This window comes from Streptomyces polygonati (assembly GCF_042650325.1).
Lineage (GTDB): Bacteria > Actinomycetota > Actinomycetes > Streptomycetales > Streptomycetaceae > Actinacidiphila > Actinacidiphila polygonati.
On sequence record NZ_JBHSBB010000001.1, the window covers coordinates 1 to 21,501 of the forward strand.

10 protein-coding genes are annotated in these 21,501 nt (G+C 73.7%); 8 read left to right on the forward strand and 2 right to left on the reverse strand.

The features are described 5' to 3' along the window. The 5 genes from ACFO3J_RS00005 to ACFO3J_RS00025 all read left to right on the forward strand — a co-directional run. Positions 1-2,559, forward strand: a 2,559-nt coding sequence (locus ACFO3J_RS00005; protein WP_386424384.1) for an SDR family NAD(P)-dependent oxidoreductase, incomplete at its 5' end; no start/stop codon positions are given. Positions 2,560-2,708: 149 nt separating this feature from the next. After that, a complete protein-coding gene (locus ACFO3J_RS00010; protein WP_386424387.1) occupies positions 2,709-8,384 on the forward strand; it encodes a type I polyketide synthase in 5,676 nt (1,891 codons plus the stop codon). Continuing rightward, positions 8,381-9,913, forward strand: coding sequence for an FAD-dependent monooxygenase (locus ACFO3J_RS00015; RefSeq protein ID WP_386424388.1), 1,533 nt, complete (start codon positions 8,381-8,383; stop codon positions 9,911-9,913). The genes ACFO3J_RS00010 and ACFO3J_RS00015 overlap by 4 nt, the downstream gene beginning before the upstream one ends. Before the next feature lie 35 nt (positions 9,914-9,948). Beyond that, positions 9,949-11,499 carry an acyl-CoA carboxylase subunit beta gene (locus ACFO3J_RS00020; protein ID WP_386424391.1) on the forward strand — a complete coding sequence of 517 codons (1,551 nt, stop codon included), beginning with the start codon at positions 9,949-9,951 and terminating at the stop codon, positions 11,497-11,499. 65 nt (positions 11,500-11,564) lie between these two features. Then, positions 11,565-11,759, forward strand: coding sequence for an acyl-CoA carboxylase subunit epsilon (locus tag ACFO3J_RS00025; protein ID WP_386424393.1), 195 nt, complete (start codon positions 11,565-11,567; stop codon positions 11,757-11,759). A 22-nt stretch (positions 11,760-11,781) separates the two neighbouring features. Here ACFO3J_RS00025 and ACFO3J_RS00030 read toward each other — a convergent pair whose 3' ends face one another. After that, complete coding sequence (locus ACFO3J_RS00030; protein WP_386424396.1) at positions 11,782-12,504, reverse strand: TetR/AcrR family transcriptional regulator; 723 nt, start codon at positions 12,502-12,504, stop codon at positions 11,782-11,784. 254 nt (positions 12,505-12,758) lie between these two features. On the opposite strand from ACFO3J_RS00030, the gene ACFO3J_RS00035 reads away from it, so the two are divergent. Continuing rightward, entirely contained in the window at positions 12,759-13,643 is an 885-nt protein-coding gene (locus tag ACFO3J_RS00035) for an aldo/keto reductase (RefSeq protein WP_386424398.1), read from the forward strand. A gap of 79 nt (positions 13,644-13,722) precedes the next feature. Here the strand turns inward: ACFO3J_RS00035 and ACFO3J_RS00040 are convergent, their stop codons facing one another. Continuing rightward, positions 13,723-14,973, reverse strand: a complete 1,251-nt coding sequence (locus ACFO3J_RS00040; RefSeq protein WP_386424401.1) for a cytochrome P450 family protein — start codon at positions 14,971-14,973, stop codon at positions 13,723-13,725. An 842-nt stretch (positions 14,974-15,815) separates the two neighbouring features. Between ACFO3J_RS00040 and ACFO3J_RS00045 the strand changes: the two genes are divergently transcribed. Together ACFO3J_RS00045 and ACFO3J_RS00050 are read left to right on the forward strand one after the other, a co-directional pair. After that, positions 15,816-16,427 carry a hypothetical protein gene (locus tag ACFO3J_RS00045; protein WP_386424402.1) on the forward strand — a complete coding sequence of 204 codons (612 nt, stop codon included), beginning with the start codon at positions 15,816-15,818 and terminating at the stop codon, positions 16,425-16,427. Continuing rightward, entirely contained in the window at positions 16,424-21,493 is a 5,070-nt protein-coding gene (locus ACFO3J_RS00050; RefSeq protein WP_386424404.1) for a type IV secretory system conjugative DNA transfer family protein, read from the forward strand. The genes ACFO3J_RS00045 and ACFO3J_RS00050 overlap by 4 nt, the downstream gene beginning before the upstream one ends. Positions 21,494-21,501 lie beyond the last annotated feature (8 nt).

Consider the following 21,501-nt stretch of genomic DNA (forward strand, 5'->3'; position numbering starts at 1 on the left):
GACCTCACCACCCCCCAATACTGGGTAAACCACCTCCGCGAAGCCGTCCGATTCCACGACGGCATACGTGCTCTCGCCGACGCGGGTGTGACCGCATTCCTGGAATTGGGTCCCGACGCGGTCCTCACCGCCTTCGTGCGGGACAGCCTCGAAGACCGCGAGGGTTTCGAGCCGGTACTGGCCGCGGCCCAGCGCCGCGAACGTCCGCAGGCGCTCACCTTTGTCTCCGCGCTCGCCGAGATGTACACGCACGGCGTCCCGCTCGACTGGTCGGCGGCTCTCCCCGGCGCGGCCGGTACGCGCACCGACCTGCCCACGTATCCGTTCCAGCGGCAGCGGTACTGGATGGAGGCTCCGAGCGCGCCGTCCACCGATCGGATCCACGACGACGCCGTGGAGCGGGGTTTCTGGGACGCGGTGGAGCGCGAAGACCTGGAGGCCCTCGCGACGGCGCTCGGGACCGAGCGGGCCGAGGCGATCGGCGAGGCCCTGCCGGCCCTGTCGTCCTGGCGGCGCGACCAGCGGTCGCGGCAGACCGTGGAGTCCTGGCGCTACAAGGCCGTGTGGCGGCCGGTCGGCGAACCCGCGACGGCGACGCTCTCGGGTGACTGGCTGGTGGTGGTGCCGTCGGGCGAGGCCGCTCGGCCGCTGGCCGAGGCCGTGACCGACGCGCTCGGCGCCCAGGGCGCCCGGCCGGTGCTGCTGACCGTGGACCCGGCCGGCCTGGACCGCGCCGCGCTCGCCGAGCGGATCGCCGCCGCGACCGCGGCCGCCCCGCCGGCCGGGGTGCTGTCCCTCCTCGCGCTGGACGCGTCCGATCCCGCGTACGGGACGGCGGCCGTCAGCACGCTGCTGCTGATCCAGGCACTGGCCGACGCCTCCTCCCCGGCGCGGCTGTGGCTGGTGACCCGCTCGGCGGTCTCGACCGGGCCGTCCGACCGGCTGGAGCATCCGGATCAGGCCCAGGTCTGGGCGCTGGGCCGGGCAGCCGCCCTGGAGTACCCGCAGCTGTGGGGCGGCGTGATCGACCTGCCCGCCGACCCCGACGCGCGGTCCGCCACCCGGCTCGCGAGCCTTCTCGGCACGGCGGGCGACGAGGACCAGTTGGCTGTCCGCTCCTCGGGAGTGCACGCCCGCCGCCTGGTGCGGTCCGCCGCCGGCCGGCCGACCGGCGGCAAGAACTGGACGCCGCGCGGTACGGTGCTGGTCACCGGGGGCCTGACGGAGATGGGATCGCGGGTCGCGCGCTGGCTGGCGGAGTCGGGTGCCGAACGCTTGCTGCTGGCGGTCGAACCGGACGCGGGCGGCGCCGAGCCCACCGGGCCGACCGCCGAACTCGCCGCCGAACTGACCGCCGCGCTGAGCGAGTCGGCCGCGCGGGTCACCTTCGTGCCCTGCGACCTCACCGACCGGGACGACGTGGCGCGACTGCTCGCGGCCGTCCCGGCGGACGTACCGCTCACCAGCGTGGTCCATCTGACCGGCGAGCCGCAGGTGGCCCCGCTGACCGAGCTGACTCCGGACCGGTACGCCGCGGCCTTCGCCGCCAAGGCCGCGGGAGCGGAGCATCTGGACGCGCTGGTCGACCACGACGCGCTGGACGCCTTCGTCCTCTTCTCGTCCGTGGCGGGTGTGTGGGGCGGCAGCGGCCAGGGTGCGTACGGCGCCGCCAACGCCTATCTGGACGCCCTGGCGGAGCACCGCAGGGGCCGGGGACGGCCGGCGACCTCACTGGCGTGGGGCCTGTGGGCGCAGGGCGGCGAGGACACCCGCACGCCCGCCGAGCGGGAGCGGCGCGAGCAGCTGCGGCGGCTCGGGCTGGCGGAGATGGATCCGGAGGCGGCGATCGCGGCGCTGGTCGGCGCTCTCGACCACGACGACACGGCGCTCGTGCTGGCCGACGTGGACTGGGCACGCTTCGCCCCCGCCTTCACCGCCGTCCGGCCGAGCCCGCTGCTGTCCGAACTGCCGGAAGCGGCGACGGCGTCCGCCGAGGATCCGTCGGACGTACCCGAGGGCGGTTCCGACGCCGCGCGGACGCTGGTCCGCAGCCTGGCCTCGCTCCCGGCGGCCGATCAGGAGCGGCGGCTGCTCGAACTGGTCCGCGGCGAGATCGCGACCGTACTCCAGCACCCGGACACCGAATCGGTCCAGGCCAGGCGGGCGTTGAAGGAGCTGGGCTTCGACTCGCTGGCCGCCGTCACCCTGCGGGGCAGGCTGGGCGCGGCCACCGGGCTGCGGCTGCCCGCCACGCTCGTCTTCGACCACCCGACGCCCGCCGACCTGGCGGCGTATCTGCGCACCGCCCTCGCACCCGAGACTCCGGCAGCGTCGCTGGACGCCGAACTCGACCGGCTGCACGTGACGCTGACCTCCGCGGCCGCCGACCCCGACGCCCGGGAGCTGGCCGCCGGACGCCTGCGGGCGTTCCTCTCCGAGCTGACGGCGGCCGAGTCCGCCGCCGGCGCCTCCTCCAGGACCGACACCGCACAGCAGCTCGACGAAGCCACCGACGACGACATCTTCGACTTCATCGACAAGGAACTCGGCGGCCTGTGATCCGTACGGTCCCGCCGGACGGCAGCCGTACCGGACGACCGGCGGCGGGACCGGCGGGACCGAACACACGCGTAGCACAGGACGAGACAGGCCGCGCCCGCAGCTCCGGCGGGCGCGGCGACCCACGGCCCTTGACCAACGAGGTACGCATGTCTGACGAACAGAAACTCCGGGATTACCTGAAAAGGGTGACCGTCGAGCTGACCGAGTCCCGCCAGCGGCTGAGGGAGGCGGAGGACAGCCGGCACGAGCCGATCGCGATCATCGGAATGAGCTGCCGGTTCCCCGGGGGAGTGCGGTCCCCGGAGGATCTGTGGGAGCTCGTGGCCTCCGGCGTCGACGCGATCTCGCCCTTCCCCGGCGACCGCGGCTGGGACGTCGAGGGCATCTACGACCCGGAACCCGACCAGCCGGGCAAGTCGTACACCCGCAGCGGCGGGTTCCTCTACGACGCGGCCGAGTTCGACGCCGAGTTCTTCGGCATCTCGCCCCGCGAGGCCCTGGCCATGGACCCCCAGCACCGGCTGTTCCTGGAGACGGCCTGGGAGGCCATGGAGCGCGCCGGGGTCGACCCGGCGGGGCTGCGCGGCAGCCGGACCGGCGTCTACGCGGGCTGTGTCACCAGCGACTACCAGGTGCTGCTGGCCTCCGCCCCCGAGGAGATCGAGGCGTACCGCATGACCGGCTCGGCGGCCAGTGTGCTGTCCGGCCGGCTCGCGTACACCTTCGGCTTCGAGGGCCCGGCGGTCACGGTGGACTCGGCGTGCTCCTCGTCGCTGGTCGCCCTCGACCTGGCCGCGCAGGCGCTGCGCCGCGACGAGTGCACGCTCGCGCTCGTCGGCGGGGTGACGGTGATGGCGACGCCGACCGGCTTCGTGGACTTCAGCCGGCAGCGCGGCTTCGCGCCCGACGGGCGCTGCAAGTCCTTCGGCGCGGGGGCCGACGGCACCGGCTTCGCCGAGGGCGTCGGCATGGTCCTGGTGGAGCGGCTGTCCGACGCCCGGCGCAACGGGCACCGGGTGCTGGCCGTGATGCGCGGCTCGGCGGTCAACCAGGACGGCGCGAGCAACGGTCTGACCGCTCCCAGCGGGCCCTCCCAGCAGCGCGTGATCCAGCGCGCGCTGGCGGCGGCCCGGCTGTCGCCCGAGGACGTCGACGTGGTGGAGGCGCACGGCACCGGCACCCGGCTCGGCGACCCGATCGAGGCGCAGGCGCTGCTGGCGACGTACGGCAGGAACCGCGCCGAGGACGCTCCGCTGTGGCTCGGCTCGATCAAGTCGAACATCGGTCACACCCTGGCCGCGGCCGGGATGGCCGGTGTCCTCAAGATGGTGATGGCGATGCGGCACGGCGTGCTGCCGCGCACCCTGCACGCCGAGGAGCCGCATCCGTTCGTCGACTGGGCCTCCGGCGCGGTCTCGCTGCTCACCGAGGAGCGGCCCTGGCCCGACACCGGCCGGCCGCGCCGCGCCGGGGTGTCGGCGTTCGGCATGAGCGGCACCAACGCCCACGTCATCCTGGAACAGGTCCCCGAGTACGCCGAGGAGAGCGCGGAGAGCGGGGGGAGCGCCGCACCGCCGGAGACCTCCTCGGCGGCGCGGGCCGCCGCGGTCACGAGCCCGGTCTCGGTGCCGTATCCCGTCTCGGCCCGCGGCGAGGCGGCGCTGCGCGCCCAGGCCGGGCGGCTGCGCGGCCATCTCGCGAGCCGGCCCGAACTGAGCCCCGCCGATGTGGGCCGCGCCCTGGCCACCACCCGCTCGGCGTTCGACGACCGGGCCGTGGTCCTCGGCGCCGACGCCGGGGAACTGAGTGCCGGACTCGGCGCGCTGGCCCGCGGCGAGACGTCCGCCCAGGTGATCCGCGGGGTCGCCAGGGAGCGCGGTCGCACGGTCTTCGTCTTCCCCGGGCAGGGCTCGCAGTGGGCCGGGATGGCCGTCGAACTCCTCGACAGCGAGCCGGTGTTCGCCAGCAGGCTGCGCGAGTGCGCGGCCGCGGTCGAGCGTTATGTGGACTGGTCGGTCGAGGGGGTGCTGCGGCAGCTCGACGACGCGCCGTCGCTGGACCGGATCGAGGTCGTCCAGCCGGTGCTGCTGGCGGTGAACGTGTCGCTGGCCGCGCTGTGGCGCTCGCACGGCGTGGAACCGGACATCCTGGTCGGCCACTCGCAGGGGGAGATCGCCGCCGCCTGCGTCGCCGAGGCGATCACCGTCGAGGACGCCGCCCGGATCATCGTGCTGCGCTCGCAGCTGTTCGCCGACGAGCTGGTCGGCCGCGGCGCGGTGGCGTCGATCGCGCTGTCCCGGGCGGACATCGAACCGTGGCTCGAACCCTACGGCGATCTGCTGTCGGTCGCGGGCGTCAACAGCCCGCGGCTGGTCACCGTGGCCGGCGAGCCCAAGACGCTGGAGACCCTGGTGGCCGCGCTGACCGAGGGCGGGATCAGGGCCAGGGTCGTGCCGGCCACGGTCGCCTCGCACAGCGCCCAGGTGGACCCGCTGCGTGAGCGCCTCGCCGAACTGCTCGCTTTCGTCAGCCCGGTGAAGGGCCGGATCCCGCTGTTCTCGACGGTGACCGGCGAGGTGCTGGACGGCTCCGAGCTGACCGCCGACTACTGGTTCGAGAACTGCCGCCGCCCCACCAGCTTCGAGCCGGCTGTGCGCGCCCTGATCGCCGACGGCTTCGACACCTTCGTCGAGTGCAGCGCGCATCCGGTGCTGACCCTCGCCGTCGAGGAGACCGCGGAGGACACGGGCACCGACGTCGTCGCCACCGGCACGCTCCGCCGTCAGCAGGGCGGCCCGGCCCGCTTCCACGCCTCGCTCGCCGAGGCGTACGTCCGGGGTGTCGCGGTGGACTGGACGCCGGCCTTCGCCGGCGCGTCGGAGCGCCGGGTCGAATTGCCGACCTACCCCTTCCAGCGGCGGCGCTACTGGGCCGAGCCGGCCGGGGCCGGGGAGCCGCCGCGCACACGGGAGGCGGACGCGGGGGACTTCGCGTTCTGGGACGCGGTGGAGCGCGAGGACCTCCAGGCGCTCGCGGCCGCCCTGGACTTCGACGGCGCCGACGCCCTCGGCCGGGTGCTGCCGGCCCTGGCCGCCTTCCGGCGCGGCAGCCGGCTGCTGGCCCAGGCCGAGTCCTGGCGGCACCGGATCGTCTGGCGTCCGGTCACCGAGCCCGCCCCGGCGGCGCTGTCCGGGGTCTGGCTGCTGGCCGGGCCCGCCGGGGACGGCGCCGGCGGCGGAGCGGACGAGGCACTGGTCGCGGAGGTCGCCGCCGAACTGACGAGCCACGGGGCCCGTGTCGTCGCGCTGTCCCTGGAGGCCGGCACCGACCGCGCGGCGCTGGCCGCGCGGCTGACCGAGGCCGCCGGAACCGAGCTGTCCGGCGTGCTGTCCCTGCTGCCGCTCGACACTACGCCCGCCCCGGACTGCCCGGACGTCCCGGCCGGACTCGCCGCCACCGTCACACTGCTGCAGTCGCTCGCCGACGCCGGGATCGAGACCCCGGTGTGGTCGGTGACCCGCGGCGGGGTGCGCGCGGAGGACACCGACCGGCTGGACCGCCCGGCCCAGGCGCAGATCTGGGGCTTCGGACAGGTCGCGGCCCTGGAGGTGCCCCAGCTGTGGGGCGGCCTGATCGACCTGCCCGAGACCCCGGACGGCCGGACCACGGCGCGGATGCTGGCCGCCGTCGCGGCTCCCGGCGACGAACGCCAGCTGGCCGTACGGTCCTCGGGCCTGCTCGCCCGGCGGCTGGTCCCGGCGCCCTCCACCGGCCCCTCCACCGGCGCGGCAGCCGGCCACCCCCTCCGGCTGCCGCGCGGCACCGTGCTGCTCACCGGCGCGCCCTCGGGAACGGGCGCCCGGGTCGCGCACCAGCTGGCCGCGTGGGGCGCCGAGCACCTGCTGCTCACCACCGGCCCCGATGTCGATCCCGCCGCCGCGGCCGTGCTGGAGAGCGAACTCGCCGCGGCCGGCGTGCGGCTGACGGTCAGCGACTGCGACCCGGCCGACCGCGAGGCGCTGGCGGCCCTGCTCGCCTCGGTCCCCGGCGACCTCCCGCTGGTCGCCGTGGTCCACACCGCCGGAGTGCTGGAGGAAGGCCAGCTGAGCGCGCTCACCCTGCCGCAGCTGGAGCGGACACTGCGCTCCAAGGCGGTCGCGGCCCGCCATCTGCACGAGCTCACCGAACACCTCGACCTGTCGGCCTTCGTGCTCTTCTCGTCCGTCACCGCCGCCCTCGGCGGGGCGGTGGGTCTCGCCCCTTACGCGGCGGCCAACGCCTACCTCGACGCGCTGGCCGACCACCGCCGGGCGCGCGGTCTGACGGCGACCTCACTGGCCTGGGGAGTGTGGGCCGAGCGTCCCGACGACCCGGCGCTGGCGACGGTGGAGAAGGCGCGCCGCGAACGGCTGGAGCGCCGCGGCCTGCCGCTGCTCGAACCCGAACCGGCGCTCATCGCCCTGCGCGGGGCCCTGGCGGAGGACCCCGGCACACTCGTACTCGCCGACATCGACTGGGACCGCTACCTGCGGGTCTTCGCCGCCCAGCGCTCCGTACCGCTGATCGGTGAGGTCCCGGCGGTCAGGCGGCTGCTGCGCGCGGCCACCGAGGCCGGTCCGGCCGCCAACGCGCTGGACCAGCTCCCGTCGCTCTCCCCGGAGGAGCAACTGCGGCTGCTGACCGAGCTGGTACGCGCCGAGATCGCCGCGGTGCTCGGCTATCCGGACCCGTCGGCGGTCGAGGCCCGGCGTGAGTTCCTCGAACTCGGCATGGACTCGGTCACCGGGGTCGCCCTGCGCAACCGGCTGGTGTCCGCCACCGGAATCCAGCTGCCCGCCCGCGCGATCCTGGAGCACCGCACCCCGGAAGCGCTGATCCGCCATCTGCGCCAGCACCTGACCGCCGAGGACCCCGCACCGGCCGAAGCCGCGGCCGCCCCGGAGTCCGACGCGCTGGCCGCGCTCTTCCTGGCCGCCCACGCCCCTTCGGCCCGGCCCGATTCGCCCGCCGAGGAGGGGCGTTACCAGGACGCCACCGCCGCGTTCGACGTACGGCTGCGCACGGCCGTCCGCGACCGGCCGGTCTTCGAGGCGCCGGACGCCTCGGAAGCACCGGAGCTGGTCACCCTCAGCCGGCCGGACAGCGGCTCGCGGTCCGCCGTGGTCTGCTTCCCCACCGTGCTGGCCACTTCCGGCCCGCACCAGTTCGCCCGGTTCGCGGCCGGGCTGGGCGGCGGCCGGGAGGTGTCGGCGCTCTCGCTGCCCGGTTTCCGCGCCGGGCAGCGGCTGCCCGCCACCCTCGACGCGGTCGTCCGCGCCTCCGCCGATGTGGTGCGGCAGCGCGCCGACGGCCGCCCCTTCGTCCTGGTCGGCTATTCGTCGGGCGGCGTGCTGGCCCACGCGGTGGCCGGGCTGCTGGAGAGTGCGGACGTCTTCCCCGACGCGGTCGTGCTGCTGGACACCTACCTCCCCGGCGGCGCGGACATCGCCCGCGACCGGTCGGCGCTGATGACCGGCATGGCCGAACGGCTCGCACAGTGGCCGCTGGACGACGCGCGGCTCACCGCCATGGGCGGCTATCTGGACCTGCTCGACAGCTGGGAGCCGGGCACACTCAAGGCCCCGGTGCTGCTGGTGCGGCCCAGTGGAACACTGCCGGGCGCGGCCGGCCCGGCCGACCGCGCGCCGTCCGCCTGGCCGCCGCCGTACGAGGCCACCGAGGTGCCCGGGGACCACTTCTCGATGATCGAGGACCACGCCCACGACACCGCCCGGGCCGTCCACCGCTGGCTGGCCGTCCTCGACCCCAAGGAGTCCGTGTGAACCCCGACGCGAGCGAGCAGAGCCCCGAGTCCGCCGGGCAGGGCCCGGCGGGAACCGAGCGGACCCAGGTGCTGGTCGTCGGCGCCGGGCCGGTCGGCCTGGCCGCCGCCTGCCGGCTGTGGCAGTACGGCGTACCGGCCCGCGTCGTGGAGGCGGCCGACCAGGCGCACCAGGGCTCGCGGGCCGTCCAGCTCCACCCGCCCACCCTCGACATCTTCCGCGAGCTGGGCGTGCTGGACGAGGCGGAGAAGCACGGCCTGCGGATCAGGGCCAACTACTTCCATCTGGAGGGCGGCCGGACGCTGCGGATCGAACTCGGCTCGGACAACGAGCCGTTGATGCTCCCGCAGGAGATCACCTGCCGGATCCTCGAGGAGCGCCTGGAACAGCTCGGCGGGCGGGTGGAGCGGCGTACCCAGGTCACCGATGTCACCGCCGGAGCCGATCTCGTCACTGTCGAGGCCGAGGGCCCCGACGGCCCGCTGCGGATCGAGGCGGAATGGCTGATCGCGGCCGACGGCGTCCGCAGCCGGGTGCGCGAGCAGTTGGGGATCGACTTCCCGGGCTCCCCGGTGGCGGTCAACTTCCTGCTCGCCGAGGGCCAGGTCAGCGGCGACTTCTCGCGCGACGCCGTGCACTACTTCCTGGGCCGGGCCGGGTCGGTGGTGTTCGCCTCGATGCCCGGCGGGCGGACGCGGGTGTCGGCGGGCGTGGCCCCCGGCTTCCCGCTGACCGCCGACAGCGTGCAGTCGCTGCTGGACGAGCGCGGGCCGGGCGGTCTGCGGATCACCGACCTCGACATGATCAACAATTTCAGCAGCCAGGAGCGTATCGCCGCCCGGCTGCGGGCGGGACGGGTCTTCCTGGTCGGCGACGCCGCCCACACCCACTCGCCGATCGGCGGCCAGGGCCTCAATCTCGGTCTGCAGGACATGCACAACCTGACCTGGAAACTGGCCGGCGTCATCGACGGGGTCTACAACCCCGCGATCCTCGACAGCTACCAGACCGAGCGGCTGCGGGCGGCGGAGCAGATCGTGCGCACCACGCACCAGTTCCTGGCCGTCTTCACCCTCGGCCCGGTCGCCGCCAGGCTGCGCAACGCGCTGTGGAGCGCGTGCGAGGCCACCGGGCTGCTGCGGCGCTGGTTCGTGCCGCTGCTGGCCGGCTGGCGTGTCCGCTACCCCGACGTGCTGGCCGAGCCGTCCCCGGCCGCCTCCCGCTACACCGCGCTGCGCAACCGGGGGCTGACCGCCCCCGGAGCCAGGCCGCCGCGCTGGGTGCCGGTCTCCCCCGACCCCTCGCCGGCCGGCTTCCGGCTGCTGACGCTGGGCCCGAGCGACCACGGCCGGGTCCGGCGCGGCGCGAGCCTGGCCGGGCGGCTGCCGGACCTGGTCAGCCACCGTCATCTGCCGCGCCGGCAGGGCGGCTTCCTGCTGCTGCGCCCGGACGGATACGTCGCCGCCAGCGGCCGCGCCCCGGAGGACCTGGCCCAGGTCGAGAGCCTGCTGACCCGGCTGGCTCGCTGAGCCGCCCCGATCCCGACCAGTTGAGGAGTGTGACCATGACGCCCCTGGAACGCGCCGCCGCGTTGGCGCTGCTGAAGGAGCGGACCCGCGAGGGCGAGGACCCGGCCGCCACCGAGCGCCAGCACGCGAAGGGCAAGCTCACCGCTTACGAGCGGATCGAACTGCTGCTGGACAAGGACTCGTTCCAGGAGATGGACGGGCTGCGCCGGCACCGCGCCAGCGGCTTCGGCATGGAACTGCGCCGCCCGCACTCCGACGGTGTGGTGACCGGCTGGGGCACCGTCCACGGCCGGACCGTCTTCGTCTACGCGCACGACTTCCGGATCTTCGGCGGCGCGCTGGGGGAAGCCCACGCCTCCAAGATCCACAAGCTGATGGACCTGGCTGAGGTCTCCGGCGCCCCGCTGGTGAGCCTGAACGACGGCGCGGGCGCCCGTATCCAGGAAGGCGTCACGGCGCTGGCCGGATACGGCGGCATCTTCCGCCGCAACACCCGCAACTCCGGGGTGATCCCGCAGATCAGCGTGATGCTCGGACCGTGCGCCGGCGGCGCGGCGTACTCGCCGGCGCTGACCGACTTCGTCTTCATGGTCCGCGAGACCTCGCAGATGTTCATCACCGGGCCCGATGTCGTACGGGCGGTCACCGGTGAGGAGGTCAGCATGGACGGCCTCGGCGGGGCCGATGTGCACGCCGAGATCTCCGGTGTGGCCGGCTTCGCCTACGACGACGAGGAGAGCTGCCTGGAGGAGGTCCGTTATCTGCTGGCGCTGCTGCCGCAGAACAACCGCGAGCTGTCGCCGGTGGAGACGACCGACGACCCGGCCGACCGCGTCAACGACGCCCTGCTGGACCTGGTGCCGGCCGACCCCAACCGGGGCTACGATATGCGGGCCGTCATCGAGGAGATCGTGGACGACGGCGAGACCTTCGAGGTCCACGCGCGGTGGGCGACCAACATCGTCTGCACGCTGGCCCGGCTGGACGGTCATGTGGTCGGCATCATCGCCAACCAGCCGTCCTCGATGGCCGGGGTGCTGGACATCCACGCCTCGGAGAAGGCCGCCCGCTTCGTCACCACCTGCGACGCGTTCAACATCCCGCTGATCACCCTGGTCGACGTGCCGGGCTTCCTGCCCGGTGTCTCGCAGGAGCACGGCGGGATCATCCGGCACGGGGCGAAACTGCTCTACGCCTACTGCGACGCGACCGTGCCCAGGGTCTCGGTCATCCTGCGCAAGGCGTACGGCGGCGCGTACATCGTCATGGACTCCCAGTCGATCGGCGCCGATGTGACGCTCGCCTGGCCGACCAACGAGATCGCCGTGATGGGAGCCGAGGGCGCGGCGAATGTGATCTTCCGCCGGGAGATCGCCGCGGCGGACGACCCCGACAGCGTGCGGGCGCAGAAGATCGAGGACTACAAGTCCGAGCTGATGCACCCCTATTACGCCGCCGAGCGAGGGCTGGTCAGCGATGTGATCGACCCCCGCGACACCCGGCGGGCGCTGATCCGCTCGCTGCGCATGCTGCGGAGCAAGCACGCCGACCTGGTGTCGCGCAAGCACGGGAACCCGCCGGCCTGAAGACGGCCGGCCCGACCGCGGAACCGGGCATCAGCACGGAATCCGAGATCACCGAAGGACGGGACATGAGCGAAGTACGCGTACAGCACGGCAATCCGAGCAGCGAGCAGCTGGCCGCCGTCCTGGCGGTGCTGATGGCCCTCGGCCAGGGCGCGCCGGAGACCGCGCCGACCGCCGGGTCCGCGAGGCTGCGGGCGGGCTGGGACCGCAGCCGGTTCGGCGGCCACTCCCCGGCGGGGTCGTGGCGCTCGGCCCGATGACCCGGGGCGGCGGGGTGCGGCCTCAGCCCTTCGCGGGGCCGGGGACCAGGCCCAGGGCCTCGATCAGGTCGGTCATCTCGGCCTGGTAGAGCTTGGCGGGGTCCTGGACCTGCGGGCGAAGATGGCCGTAGACCTCCAGTGACACCAGCCCGTGCATCCGGCCCCAGACGCGCAGCGACAGGGAGACCGCGACCGGCGGCAGCTCGGGGTACGAGGCCCGGACCAGTGCGGCGAAACCGGGGTCGTAGTCGGACCAGCTGTGGTCGTCGTCCGCGTACCGGTGCCGGGCCTGCGGCCAGGCGGCAGCGACGATGCTGGTCAGCAGGACGCAGGCCCGGTGCTCGGCCTCGGCGGCGGCCCCGCCGGGCGGCGCCTGGTACTCCGGGACGGGGTCGCCGTAGATGAGCCGGAACTCCTCGGGGTGGGCGACGGCCCACTGCCGGTACGCGTGACCGTAGGCCAGCACGCGCCCCACCGGGTCGTCGGCCGGGCGGCTGTCCCTGGCGGCTTCCAGGGTGTCGGCCACCGAGGTGTAGACCTCGGCGATCAGTGCGCTGACCAGGGCGTCCCGCGTGTCGTAGTAGCTGTAGATGGCGCCTGCGGTCATGCCCATCTCACGGGCGATGGCGCGCAGGGATATTGCCGCGGCGCCGTTCACGGCCATGTGCTTGAGCGCGATCGTCTTGATCTCCGCCGAGGTGTCCGCCCTGAGGCGGGCCCGCCTGCTCAGAGGTGGCTGTCCCATGAAACCAAGCTTAACAGCGTTGGCTTCCCATCACAGTGGCAGGCAGGGTACAGTGCGCATTTAGTGAGCGCCGTGTAGAAGACTTACACAGTGCAGCAGCGGTTGGCAGCACCCGTCGCCGCACTCGGAAAGGGACCGGCCGGCCGGCTCCCGCCCGTCCACGGCTCCGCCGTACCCGCACGGACGCGGCAACACCCGTACGACGGCCCCGGGCCCTCACGGCCTTCGCACAATTCGCAGAGGAAGAGACCTCCATGTCCGATCAGCACGCCGCCCGGCCCGCCGAGGCGTCCGGAACCTTCCAGCTCGGCGGGGATCTGCCCGTCCACCGGCTCGGGTACGGCACCATGCGGCTTCCGGGCCCCAACGTCTGGGGCGAGCCCACCGACCCGGACGAGGCGGTCCGGGTTCTGCGGCGGGCCGTGGAGCTGGGCGTGAACTTCATCGACACGGCCGACTCCTACGGCCCCTTCATCAGCGACCAGCTCATACGCAAGGCCCTGCACCCGTACCCCGAGGAACTGGTCATCGCCACCAAGGCCGGCCTCAGCCGGCCGGGACCCGAGGCGTGGGTCCCGCTCGGCCGGCCCGAATACCTCCGCCAGCAGGCCGAGTTGAGCCTTCGCCACCTGGGGGTCGAGCGCATCGACCTCTTCCAGCTGCACCGGATAGACCCGGCCGTACCGCTGGCGGACCAGGTCGGCGAACTGGAACTGCTGCGGCAGGAGGGCAAGATCCGGCACATCGGGCTCTCCGAGGTCACCATCGACCAGATCGAGCAGGCCCGCGCGATCACGGAGATCGTCTCCGTGCAGAACCTCTACAACCTCCTCGCCCGCGACTACGAGGAAGTGCTGGGCTACGCCGAGCGCGAGGGGCTCGCCTTCATTCCGTGGTTCCCGATCGCCAGCGCCGAACTCGCGCTTCCCGGCGGGCCGCTGGAGACGATCGCCAAGAACCTCGGCGTGTCGGGCGCCCAGCTCGCCGTCGCCTGGCTGCTCCGCCGTTCCCCCGTCCTGCTTCCGATCCCGGGCACCTCCTCCGTGGCGCACGTGGAGGAGAACACCCGGGCCGCGCTCATCGAACTCTCCGACGCCGATTACCAGGAGCTGTCCGCGCTCACGGCCACCGCCGCGTAGCGCCGCGGCCCGCTGTCCACCGCCCGCCGCCCACCCCGGGGCGGCGGGCGGTCGCACGTCGGGTGCCGACCGCCACGGGTCAGCCGGCGTCCGCCGGGGCCGCGGGGCGCGGGATGACGCGCAGCTGGGCGGGGCCGTTGAGCGAGAGCGAGGGGACCGGGGACGGAGGCTGGTCGGGATGGGCGAGGACCACCAGCGGAAGGCGGGCGAACAGCGTGGTCAGAGCGACATGGGTCTCCAGCCGGGCGAGATGGGCGCCCAGGCAGAAGTGCGGGCCGTGGCCGAAGGCCAGATGCTCCTTGCTGGCCCGGGCCGGATCGAACACGTCGGGGCTGTCCGGATGGATCTCGGGGTCGCGCCCGGCGGCCGCGAAGGCGATGATGACCGGCTCTCCCCTGCGGATGACCACGCCTTCGCCCAGGTCGACGTCCTCGATGGCGTAGCGCATCGGGTGATGCATGATCGGGCCGTTGTGACGCAACGTCTCTTCGATGATGTCGTCCCAGCCGACGGCGCCGATGCGGAGCTGGTTGAGATGTTCGGGTTCGGCGAGCAGGGCATGGACGGCGCTGGTGATGAGATTGACTGCCGTCTCGTAGCCCGCGGCGAGCATCAGGAAGAGATGGTCGAGCAGTTCCTTGTCGGTCAGCGGTGCCTCACCCTCCGCAGACGGGGTGAGCAGGTCGCTGGTGAAGTCGGAACTCGGGTGTGCCCGCTTGTACTCCAGCAACTTGACCAGCTGGGCCTGGAGTTCGGCCAGACGCGCCTGTCCTTGTTCGGCGCTTGCGGTGGTGTCCATCAGCGCGTCGATGGAGGCGCCCAGCCTTTCCCGCAGGGTGCCGGGGACCCCGAACAGGTCGCAGATGACCGTCATCGTCAGCGGTAGCGCGAGGGCGTGCCGGACATCGGCGCTCCGGCCGGCCGGCAGGGACTCGAGAGCCTCGACCAGCCGGTCCGCGGTCGCCTGGATCTGCGGGCGCATCGCCTCCACCCGCCGGGGGGAGAACGACGGGGCCATCCGGCGGCGTAACGCGCGGTGCTCCTCGCCGTAGGCGTTAAGGAAGTTCTGCATCAGGGCGGAGACCGCCAGCGGCCACCCTGCGGGCACATCGGCCAGCCCGGGCCAGTGCCGGCGCGGATCGCGGGAGACGCGGGGGTCGCCGGTCAGCTTCTGGATCACACTGTGCCGGGTGACCGACCAGGCCCGGACACCGCCCGGGAGTTCCACCGGAGTCGCCGGACCCCTGGCACGCAGGACGGCCGCGTCCGCGTGGGCGGCGCGCGCGGTGGGATCCAGCACCGGGCACCGGGAATCGGACAGCGCGGTCATACCCTGCTCCTCTCGGCCGCCGGCCCCACGGGAGCCGGTTCCCTCCTCTTCTACGCGCCGATCGCGAACCGGGCAACACCGCGGATTTCGCCACCGATCACTCTCGGCCCCGCCCGGGGCGTGCCGTACCGGTGACCGCCGAGCCGCTGTCCCTCGCGCTCGGCTCGGCCTCGGTCCGCCGACGAGGCCGCCCGCGTGGCCCAACGCGCCGGACCGGACGCGTACTCCCTGATCCGGCGACACCGGCCGCCGGCCTGTCCGGCCGGGTCAGGTCGGCTGCGACGGGCGCCATTCGGGAATTCGGCTGCATCGATTCGCCTTCGGCGAGCGCGCCGCTGCGCTACGGTTTGAATGCGGAATTTCGGAGTTCCGCAGGGGGGCACGATGAGTGCGGCTGGGGTTCGAAGAAATGCCGGGGAATCGCCACCGGGTGAGGACGCGCCCGGAAGTTCCGAGCCGTCCCGACCAGCGAGGATCGGCCCGGCCCTCCTCCGGGGCGGGTCCGGCGGGTCGGCCGGGGCGGCCGGAAAGGCCCAACTCGCCAAGCGCTCACGGTCGGTGGCCGGGCTTGCGCACGGCCACGAGGATCGGACCTCGCCGGATGCCCGGCGCCGTCCGACGGGGCACGCCGTGCGGACCGGGCACGACGACAGGACTCCGCGGCTGCCGCGCCTGCCGGATCCGGACACGTCCCGGCACCCCGGCGCCGGCGGTGCCGGAATACCACCGCCGGCGAAACGGTCCGGCTTTTCGCCGGCCGACTCCCCGCGGAGAATTCGGGAAGGACATCACCTCCGTTGCCACACTTCCCACTTTTCTCTACTTCCGTCACATCGCAATCCTTGGTCACCTCTCTCGCCGTCGTCTTCGCCGCCGTCGTCGGAAGCGCGGCCTACCACATCGGATCGCGGCTGCAGAAAGTGCAGCAGGAATTGCGCCTGTTGACGATGGGGCTGCAGAACCTGGCCAGAATCGGCGAGGCCCAGTTGACCGCGGCGGACGACGAGCGGGCCGGGCGGCGCATGGCGGCGGCCGGCGCCGCCGCCACGACGGTCACGTTCTCCAGAGCGGAGATCCATCAGCCGAAGCCGGAGACCGGTGAGCTGGGCATCGGCGTCTTCGGGGTGCGGAACAACGGCAGTGAGGCGGTCTTCGCCCTCGGGCTCACCCGGTCGGCGGCCGACGGTCCGCCGCGCGAGGCGACACCGCGGGGGATCGGGGTGATCGAGATCGTGGAGCTGACGCTGGTGCTGCCCCCGGACGAACCGGCACTGGAACTCGCCGAGGTGGCCCTGTGGTACCGGGACTCCTTCGGCCAGCTCTGGGTCCGCCGGTTCGCCGACCACCGGGCCACCTTCGTCCCGGCGGAGGAGGCCCCCGTCGAGGAAGTCCCGGTGGCGGAGGTCCCGGTGGAGACGCTCCCGGTCGAGGAGCCGGAGGCGGACCGCACATGAGCGACTCGACAGGGGCACCCGATCTCGACCGGGTCGTGGAGATCGAGTCCGTAGGCGGCGACGGCACCCGGAGCAGCCGCGGCACCGGATACGCGATCGCGCCCGGCGTCGTCCTCACCGCCGCGCATGTCGTACGGGAGGCGCTGACCAGGCCGCACGACGTCAGGGTCCGTCAGGCGTCGCGGACGCGGGACGAGGACTGGGCGACCGCCTCCTCGGTCGTCCTCGCGGCGACGGCCGGACTCGACGTCGCCGTGGTGCTGCTGCCCGAGGAGTGGGGCGCTGGCGCGCCGCAGCCCGCCGCCCGGCTGGACATCGCCGCACCGGTGCCCTTCCATGCCTGCGGCTTCCCGCATGCCAGCCGCGCGGACGAAGGCGGCGACGCCGAGGCCCGCAGAGGGGTCGAGACCGCCCGCGGCACCGTCCAGCCCGCCGTCCGCGAGGCGCTCCTCCTGCTCGACGTACAGTCGGCGACCCCCGCCCCGCGGCCCCGGTCTGCCGATGGACAGGCCAGGACGGGCTGGGCCGGGCTCTCGGGGGCGGCGCTCTTCGGCCCCGACCACTCGTTCCTCGGCGTCGTCGTCCGGACCAACGTCCGATACGCGGGGGTGCGGCTGCACGCCGTCCCGGTCGACCGGCTGCTGGAGGACGCGGCGATCTCGCCGCACCTGCCGGCCTCATGGCGCGACGACGGGCCGCGCCGGGTCAGCCATCATGTGACGCTCCGGGTGGGCTCGCGCTACCGGTTCCGGCTGCGTTCGCCGCAGCGGAGATCGTGGCCGGCCGGCTCACCGCGCCGCTCCCCCGCGACCCTGCTGGCCGCGGCCTTCGAAGTGGTGCCCTACATCCCGCGCCGGGAGCCGCAGCGGTGGCTCGAGGAGTGGTGCGCCGACGAACAGGAGGTCAGCTACGCGGTGCTGTCGGGGGACGGCGGCGCGGGGAAGAGCCGGCTGGCGGCCGAGCTCTGCGCGCTGATGGCCGATCAGGGCTGGGTGTCCGGCGTCGCCGACCCGGTCTCCGCGGGCCAGGGCGGTCAGGACGATGTGCTGGCCGCCGATCTCGGCAGTTCCCTGCTGCTGGTCCTCGACTACGCCGACCACCAGCAGCGCGACGTCGAGCAGTTGCTGACCGGCACGGTGGCGGCCGGGAGCCGGAAGGTCAGGATTCTGGCGCTGGTCCGGGACGGCGCCGCCTTCGCCCGCCGGCTGGCCGCGGAGCTGGGCCAGGGGGACGAGGAAGCGGCGGCGCGGCGCCAACTGTCCCTGGCCGACGCCGGCCTGCCGCTGGCGGAACGCGAACTGCACTACCGGACGGCGCGGACGCATTTCGCCGCCGCGCTGGGGCTCGGCACACCCCCCGACCCCGGGGAGAGAGCGATGGAGTCGGCGGCCGCCGCGCTGCCCACGCCGCTGCTGGTCCACGCGCGGGCCCTGCTGGACCTGCTGGAGGACGTCCCCGACGGGCCGCCTCCGGACAGCGCGGCCGGGACGACGCCCGCGGGGAGCACCGCGGCCGACGCGATCGAGGCCGGGACACCGGCCCGCGGCGCCTCCGAGCAGGTCCTCTCCGCGCTGCTGCGGCGCGAGGACCGCCGGTTCTGGAAGGCCGGTTTCGAGGATCTGCTGCCGTCCTGGCGCGCTCGGTACGCGGTCTTCGCGGTGTCGACGCTCGTCGGGGCGCGGAGCGAGGCCGAGGCGGTCGGCGCGCTGGTCGGCGCGGCGCCGCTGCGCGGCTGGACCGAGGAGCGGCGGTACGAACTCGTCGAGCGGATGCGGGACCTCTACGGCGGGCGGCAACTGCCCGTCGTCGAACCCGACCTGCTGGGCGAGCAGTTGATCTCGGAGACGCTGATCGCCGAGGACGCGCTCGTCCGGGTCCTCGACCACGCGGCGTCCGCCGGACAGCGTTCCCACGCTCTGGAAGTACTGCTGCGGATGTGCGGTTCGCCGGTGGGGTCGGTGGGCCCCCGCGCCCGCGCCGCCCTCGACGCCCTGCTCCGGCAGCGGGTCGGGGAGCTGGTGGAGCAGGCGGCCACCGCCGGTCCGAGTGACGCGCATGCGTCCCCGGACGCGCTCAGCCTGCCGTCGCGGCTGGCCTCCGCGTTCGACGAGGTCGCCTTCGTATGGACGCCGTCCGCGGCGCAGCGGGCGATCGACCGGCTTCCGTCCGGCTCGGTGTTCCAGCCGCTGGCCGCGGCGATCTACCACAGCGCCTCGCGCGCCTCGGCCACCACCGCCAGCTACGCCGAGGCGGCCGTACTGGAGGCGAAGGCCGCCACCGCGCTGACCGCGGCGGGGCGCCCCGACGACGCGCAGGGCCCGTTGCAGCAGGCGCATGTCTATCTCGCGATGGCGCCGTCCCACGTGGCGAACCAGACGCTGGCCAGGATTCTGAGCGCCGGTTCGATCGTCAACACCGCGACCAGCCGCACCCGGGTGGCCGTGAGCGACGCCCTGCGGGCGGTGGAGATCGCCGAAGGCATCACCCGGGACGGCAGCGGCGCCCACGACGATCTGCTGCTGGAGAGCCGGTACTCGCTGGCCCTGGCCTACGGCGCGGCGACCCGCTACCCGGAGGCCACCGCGACGGCCCGGCTCGCCTGCGAGGAGATCGGCGCCGCGGACAGCGACACCCGGCTGCGGGTGCGGGCCCTGTACGCGTACATGCTCTTCGCCGGCGGGGACGTCGAGCAGGCCATCGCCGTCGTCACGGAGGGCGTCGAGCAGATCGAGACGGCGGGGGCGCGGTCGGAGGAGGCCAATCTCGCCCGGCTGCTGCTCACCCAGGCCGTGTATCTGACGATCCTGAGCCGGCTCGACGAGGCCCAGCGCTGCTTCCTGCGCGCGGAGCGGATCTCCGAGTCGCTGGCCGCGTCCGGCGACGAACTCATGCTCCTGCTGCGCGCGCAGGTGAAGCTCAGCGGCGCCACCGTCGCCGCCACGAGCGAGGACAGCGACACCGCCGAGCTGCTGGCCCAGCAGGGCAGCGACGGCCTGTACACGCTGTATACGCTCTCGCCGGATGTCTACGGGCCGATGTACGCGCTGGCCGAGGGGACGTACTCCCGAACCCTGACCGCCGCCGGCCATGTGGACGACGCGCTGCAGGCGGCGCAGCGCGGGATCGACGCCACCTGGCGGGGTTTCGCGGACCGCCCGGCCGCCTTTCTGACCTGCCTGGTCGAGCTGACCGTGGCCCTCGCCAACGCGTACGCCGCCGACGACGCCTGGGACAAGGCCGCCGAGGCGGTCGACCAAGTCTACGCCAGGATCCGCCGGCTCGACCCGGTGGTGGTCCCCGAGGCCGGCCAGGCGTGCGCCTATCTGCTGCGCTGCCTCACCGACATCGAGATCGCCGCCGGCACGTCGGACCGGGGGGTGTCCACGGCCCGCCGGGCGGTCGACGCCTACGCCGACCTGGCCCGGGGCACCGACTTCCCCGGCTATCTGCTGCTGCTGATCGGTGCCCGGCTGCTGCTCGTCCAGGCGCTGAGCACGGCGGACCGCGACAATGAGGCGATCGCCGAGGCGGACCTCGCCCTGGCCGACGCCGAGCGCCTGGTGGGGCTCGCGCCCAACGACCAGACCCGGCGGGTGCTGGCCCAGGCCAGGGTGCTGGTGGCCGAGGGGCACCGGTTCCGCGGTGACTCGGTGAGCGCGGTGGCGTTCCTGCGGCAGGCGCTGGACGAGTTCGTCCTCGACCACGAGACCGCCGTCGACCGCAACGACCGCGAGATCCTCCGGCAGACGATCCACGAGATCGAGTTCCCCGACGAGCACGCCGCGGACGACTCGACGCCGCCGGAGGGCATGGCCGACCTCACCCCGGGACAGCACCGGGTCGTCCTCGGCCGCTGGCGGGACTCAGAGATCGCGGCCCGCGCCTTCCGGCCGGTGCTGGTGCTCGGTCCGCAGCGCAGCCGCAAGACCACCGGTCTGGTCATCCCGACGCTGCTGGAGTGGCAGGGCCCCGCCCTGGTGACCTCGGTGCGCAGCGACGTGGCGATGGCCACCATCGCGCACCGGAGCCGCTTCGGGCGGACCTGGGTCTTCGAGCCCACCGGTGAACTCTTCTCCGGCGGATCGGCGGTCACCACCTGGAACCCCCTGGAGGGCTGCGAGCGGTTCGACCACGCGGTCGCCATGGCGCACGCGCTGACCGAGTCCGCGCACACCGGCGCCCAGATGGAAAGGGACCGGTTCTGGTTCGACCAGGCGTCCCTGCTCATCCAGCCGCTGCTGCACGCGGCGGCGCTGTCCCGGATGACGATGGAGGCGGTCAGCCGCTGGCTGCGCACCGAGGCCAGGGCCGAGGTCCAGGCCCGGCTGCTGCTGTCCCCGTTCCCGGAGGCCGAGCAGCTCTTCCAGGCGTTCAGCGTGATGGCCGACGTGACCCGGTCGGGTGTGTACGCCACCGCGCGCAGCGTACTGCGGGCCTACGAGTCCGGGGCCGTCCGCCGGGCGTCGCGGACCGGGTTCTCGGTCCAGGACTTCCTCGACGGCCCCAACACGCTCTACCTGTGCGCGCCGCCCGAGGAGCAGGAGATGCTGGCACCGATCTTCACCGCGCTGGTGCGCAATGTGATCAACGAGGCGTACCGCCGGCAGGGCGGGCACCCCGACCTGCTGCTCCTGCTGGACGAGGCGGGCAACATCGCACCGGTGGAGCATCTGGACACGATCGCCACCACGGCGGCCGGCACCGGGATCCAACTGGTCACCGTCTTCCACGACTTCGCGCAGCTCACGGCGACCTACGGGGAGGCGACCGCGCAGAGCATCGTGAACAACCACTCGGCCCTGCTGGTCCTGCCCGGCAACCGCGACCCGCGGACCATGGACCTCGTCGACCGCATCCTGGCCGACGAGGCCGCCGGGATGCGGCGCCGCAGGTCCGTACGTCAGCTGAAGCCGGGCACGGCCATCTGCGTGTACGAACACCTGCCGGTGGAGGACATCGTCCTGCGCTCGTCGACGTACGATCCGCAGCTGCTGGCGATCAGCCGGTCGCAGCTGCGGGACGACGGCAGTGACCCGACGGCCGATCTGCTCGTCGAGCGCCGCTGACCCGGGCG

Coding starts and splice junctions, on each gene's coding strand:
- ACFO3J_RS00025 (WP_386424393.1), top strand. CDS start 11,565: ATGAGCGAAGTACGCGTACAGCACGGCAATCCGAGCAGCGAGCAGCTG.
- ACFO3J_RS00010 (WP_386424387.1), top strand. CDS start 2,709: ATGTCTGACGAACAGAAACTCCGGGATTACCTGAAAAGGGTGACCGTC.
- ACFO3J_RS00050 (WP_386424404.1), top strand. CDS start 16,424: ATGAGCGACTCGACAGGGGCACCCGATCTCGACCGGGTCGTGGAGATC.
- ACFO3J_RS00020 (WP_386424391.1), top strand. CDS start 9,949: ATGACGCCCCTGGAACGCGCCGCCGCGTTGGCGCTGCTGAAGGAGCGG.
- ACFO3J_RS00035 (WP_386424398.1), top strand. CDS start 12,759: ATGTCCGATCAGCACGCCGCCCGGCCCGCCGAGGCGTCCGGAACCTTC.
- ACFO3J_RS00030 (WP_386424396.1), bottom strand. CDS start 12,504: ATGGGACAGCCACCTCTGAGCAGGCGGGCCCGCCTCAGGGCGGACACC.
- ACFO3J_RS00040 (WP_386424401.1), bottom strand. CDS start 14,973: ATGACCGCGCTGTCCGATTCCCGGTGCCCGGTGCTGGATCCCACCGCG.